Source organism: Solilutibacter pythonis, from assembly GCF_003697345.1.
In the GTDB taxonomy this organism is placed as follows: domain Bacteria; phylum Pseudomonadota; class Gammaproteobacteria; order Xanthomonadales; family Xanthomonadaceae; genus Solilutibacter; species Solilutibacter pythonis.
The window spans coordinates 1-3,737 of the sequence record NZ_RFLY01000036.1 but is presented as its reverse complement, the minus strand read 5'-3'; the positions used below and the strand labels follow the sequence as shown (position 1 = coordinate 3,737).

Here is a 3,737-nt window from a genome sequence, read left to right as displayed (position 1 = left end):
GAAGCCGACCCAGACCGGCCGTAGATGATCTCCGTCCATGGCGTTGGGCAGCTCGAAATCCGCCGTGACCTTGCTGCCGGCTTTCGGCAGGTCGAAGGGTTTGATGACGGGGAAGCCGTCGCCATAGTGAGTGGCGTCCGGTGCCGGTGGCTGGACGGATTCGCTGACCGGCGAGCAGGCGGCCATGCTCATCATCAATAATCCCAGTGCGCGCATGGATACGCTCCGTGGTGGGTGATCCGGAGTGAGTCTACACCCGGGGGCGGGCGGTGTCCGGCTTGATAGACAGTGATGGTATAGGCCGGCTCTTTAGTCGGGTTGCGCGGATGCCTGTCATCGAAGCGGTGACTCATTGCTTGATCCCCCATAGGTGATAGTGCGTGACAACCATTTCAAAAGGAAGATTCGCCAGGATGGGATGGTCCTCCAGGCTCTCCATCTCGATATGGTAACGGCCGGGTGTGGGCGGGAAGATGCTTGCTACTTCCCAAGGTAGGTAGGCTCGATTGCGGTAGTCGAACTTACCGATTGCAATCATTTCCTTGGTGTCCATGCCAGCGCCGTTATGCTTAGTGAACACCTCGTCGGGGTGAGGTTCGTACCATGCTTTGCTGGGCCGGATGGTTTGTTGCATCTCGTGCAGCACGACTGGAGTGCGCTCTCCCCCTTCGATACGCCAAAGCCGGATACGGATCGGAATGGGGGATTCGTACAGATAGTCCATCCTTTTCCGTGAGGCAGCCTGCTCTCCAGGTGCATAGTCCTTCGTTATCGGTATGCTGAATCTGAAGCCGACCCAGACCGGCCGTAAATGATCTCCGTCCATGGCGTTGGGCAGCTCGAAATCCGCCGTGACCTTGCTGCCGGCTTTCGGCAGGTCGAAGGGTTTGATGACCGGGAAGCCGTCGCCATAGCGGGCGGCGTCCGGTGCCGGTGGCTGGACGGATTCGCTGACCGGCGAGCAGGCGGCCATGCTCATCATCAATAATCCCAGTGCGCGCATGGATACGCTCCGTGGCGGGTGATCCGGAGTGAGTCTACACCCGGAGGTGGGTGGTGTCCGGCTTGATAGGCAGTGATGGTATAGGCCGGTTCTTTAGTCGGGTTGCGTGGATGCCAGTCATCAAAACGGTGGCTTGTATGTTTCATACCAGACCGCCGCGGTAGAGTTTGGGAGTCGTTGAGGCGAGCGGACCGGCCCGTGCAGCCTGGTTTTGGCTTGGGACTGTGCGCCCGTCTATGAGTAGATGGCGCACGGCCGCCGCGCCGGTCTTCGTGAAGCCCGAACGGTGACGCGCCCCGGTTTGTCCGGGCGCGCATGCACAAGCAAGGGATCTGAAGATCATGTCTGTTTCCTCATTGACAGTTGTTGGCATCGACGTCGCGAAGGCACATGTGGATGTCGCGGTGCTGGGGGCCGAATTCGGTGTCCGGCGTTTCGAGAACGAGGCTGAAGGGCATCGGCCTTGGCAGTAGCGCTCCAGCCGCTGGGCGTTGCGTTGGTGGTGATGGAGGCCACGGGTGGGCACGAGGCTGCACTGGCGTGTGTGTTGCAGGCCGTAGGCTTTGCGGTGGCGGTGGTCAATCCGCGTCAGGCACGTGATTTCGCCAAGTCGATGGGCCGACTGGCAAAGACCGATCGCATGGATGCCCTAATGCTGGCGGAGTACGCCAGCGTGCTGGCTCACCGAGATGACCTGGCCAGCTTCATTCGTCCCTTGGCCGACGCCCAGCGGCAGGCCATGGCGGCGATGGTCACGCGCAGGCGTCAGTTGCTGGGCATGCTGTTGGCTGAGCGCTAGTGTATGTCTCTTGCCATGCCTGTCGTGCGCCCCAGCATCCAGGCCATGATCGACGCCATCCGCCAGCAGTTCGACGGCGTCGAGGCGCAAATGGTCGGACATGTCAAAGCGCACTACGGCGAACTGGGCAAGCTCAATCGGCGCGAGATCGCGGCCCTGGTCGGCGTTGCCCCGATGGCCAACGACTCGGGCAATACCAAAGGGCGTCGGCGTATCCAGGGCGGCCGCTTCGAGGTCCGCCGCGTGCCGTACATGGCCACGCTCACGGCCGCCAGACACTCAAGACTTTCTACGAACGCCTGCTGGCCGCTGGCAAGCAGCAAAAGGTGGCCTTGGTCGCCCGCATGCGCAAGCTGCTGACCGTGATCAACGCCATGGTTCGCACCAACAAGCCTTGGGACGAATCGCTTCATGGCGCTTGACTTTCAAGACGGTTACTCATTGCGCCAGCGGGGTATTCCGAATGGCGATGGAACCGGCCCGCTTACCGGGTGGTGGCCGAAGGGACGGGGGGATGCCGGGGCCGACGCTACAATTCACCTCCCCCGCACGGAGCCGCGCCATGCGCACGCTTTATCCCGAGATCGAACCCTACGAATCCGGCACGCTGAAGGTGGATGCGCGCCATACGCTCCACTGGGAGCAATGCGGCAACCCCGACGGCAAGCCGGTGGTGATGCTGCATGGCGGTCCCGGCGGCGGCTGCAACGCGGCGATGCGCCGTTTCCACGACCCTTCGAAATACCGCATCGTGCTGTTCGACCAGCGCGGCGCCGGCCGCAGCACGCCGCATGCCGACCTGACGGACAACACCACCTGGGACCTGGTGGCGGATATCGAGAAACTCCGCGAGATGCTCGGCATCGAGTGCTGGCAAGTGTTCGGTGGTTCGTGGGGTTCCACGCTGGCGCTGGCTTATGCCGAGAAGCATCCTGGGCGCGTCACCGAGTTGGTGTTGCGCGGCATCTTCATGCTGCGGCGTTGGGAGCTGGAGTGGTTCTATCAGGAAGGCGCATCGCGCCTGTTCCCCGACCAGTTCGAGCCTTACCGCGAATACATCCCCGAAGCGGAGCGTGGCGACCTGATGGCCGCCTACCACCGGCGCCTGACCAGCGATGACGAAGCGACCAGGCTGGAGGCCGCGCGCCGCTGGAGCATCTGGGAGGGCGGCACCAGCTACCTGCGCGTGCCCGATGACTATGCCGAGAGCCATGGCGACGCCCATTTCGCGCTGGCCTTCGCCCGCATCGAGAACCACTATTTCGTCAACGAAGGCTTCTTCGACGCCGACGACCAACTCCTGCGCGACGCCTCCAGGATCGCCGATATCCCGGGCGTGATCGTGCATGGCCGTTACGATGTGGTCTGCCCGCTCGCCAATGCGTGGGATCTGCACAAGGCTTGGCCGAAGGCGGAACTCGTCGTTACCGCGACCGCCGGCCATTCGGCGTTCGAGGCCGAGAACATCGACGCGCTGGTGCGCGCCACCGACCATTTCGCCCCGAAGGCGATGTAACCAACGAAGGAAGACAGCAATGAGCGACAACGACGAGGAGATCATCGTCAAGGATAGCAACGGCACCCGCCTGGCCGACGGCGACAGCGTGACGTTGATCAAGGACCTGAAGGTCAAGGGCACTTCGGTGACGCTGAAGCGCGGCCAGTTGTGCAAGAACATCCGCCTGACCGACGACGAGGACCTGATCGAGTGCAACGTCGACAAGGTCAAGGGACTGGTGCTGAGGACGGAGTTCCTGAAGAAAGCCTAGGCCGCACCGGCCATGAGCGGAAACGGCGCCGAAAAAAAATGAACTGCCCCCCGGAAGTTGGACACCCATCCAATCTCCGGGGGTTTTTCATGGCCAAGTACAGTGCGGCCTTCAAACGCGAAGTGGTAGATACCTATCTCAAGGGGCAGGTGAAGGGAGCCTCTGA

General features: G+C 62.2%; 2 protein-coding genes and 3 pseudogenes. 3 read left to right on the top strand and 2 right to left on the bottom strand.

What is annotated here, in order from left to right:
* Both EBB59_RS13045 and EBB59_RS13040 read right to left on the bottom strand, forming a co-directional pair.
* Positions 1 to 216: pseudogene (locus tag EBB59_RS13045) on the bottom strand (hypothetical protein); the annotation flags it as partial.
* Positions 217 to 349: 133 nt separating this feature from the next.
* A complete protein-coding gene (locus EBB59_RS13040; protein WP_147455616.1) occupies positions 350 to 1,003 on the bottom strand; it encodes a hypothetical protein in 654 nt (217 codons plus the stop codon).
* A gap of 341 nt (positions 1,004 to 1,344) precedes the next feature.
* Here EBB59_RS13040 and EBB59_RS13035 point away from each other — a divergent pair.
* The 3 genes and pseudogenes from EBB59_RS13035 to EBB59_RS13025 form a co-directional block, all read left to right on the top strand.
* Positions 1,345 to 2,224: pseudogene (locus tag EBB59_RS13035) on the top strand (IS110 family transposase).
* Between the two features lie 140 nt (positions 2,225 to 2,364).
* Positions 2,365 to 3,318 carry a prolyl aminopeptidase gene (gene pip / locus EBB59_RS13030; protein WP_122102575.1) on the top strand — a complete coding sequence of 318 codons (954 nt, stop codon included), beginning with the start codon at positions 2,365 to 2,367 and terminating at the stop codon, positions 3,316 to 3,318.
* 43 nt (positions 3,319 to 3,361) lie between these two features.
* Positions 3,362 to 3,571: pseudogene (locus tag EBB59_RS13025) on the top strand (alkylphosphonate utilization protein); the annotation flags it as partial.
* Between the last annotated feature and the right edge of the window lie 166 nt (positions 3,572 to 3,737).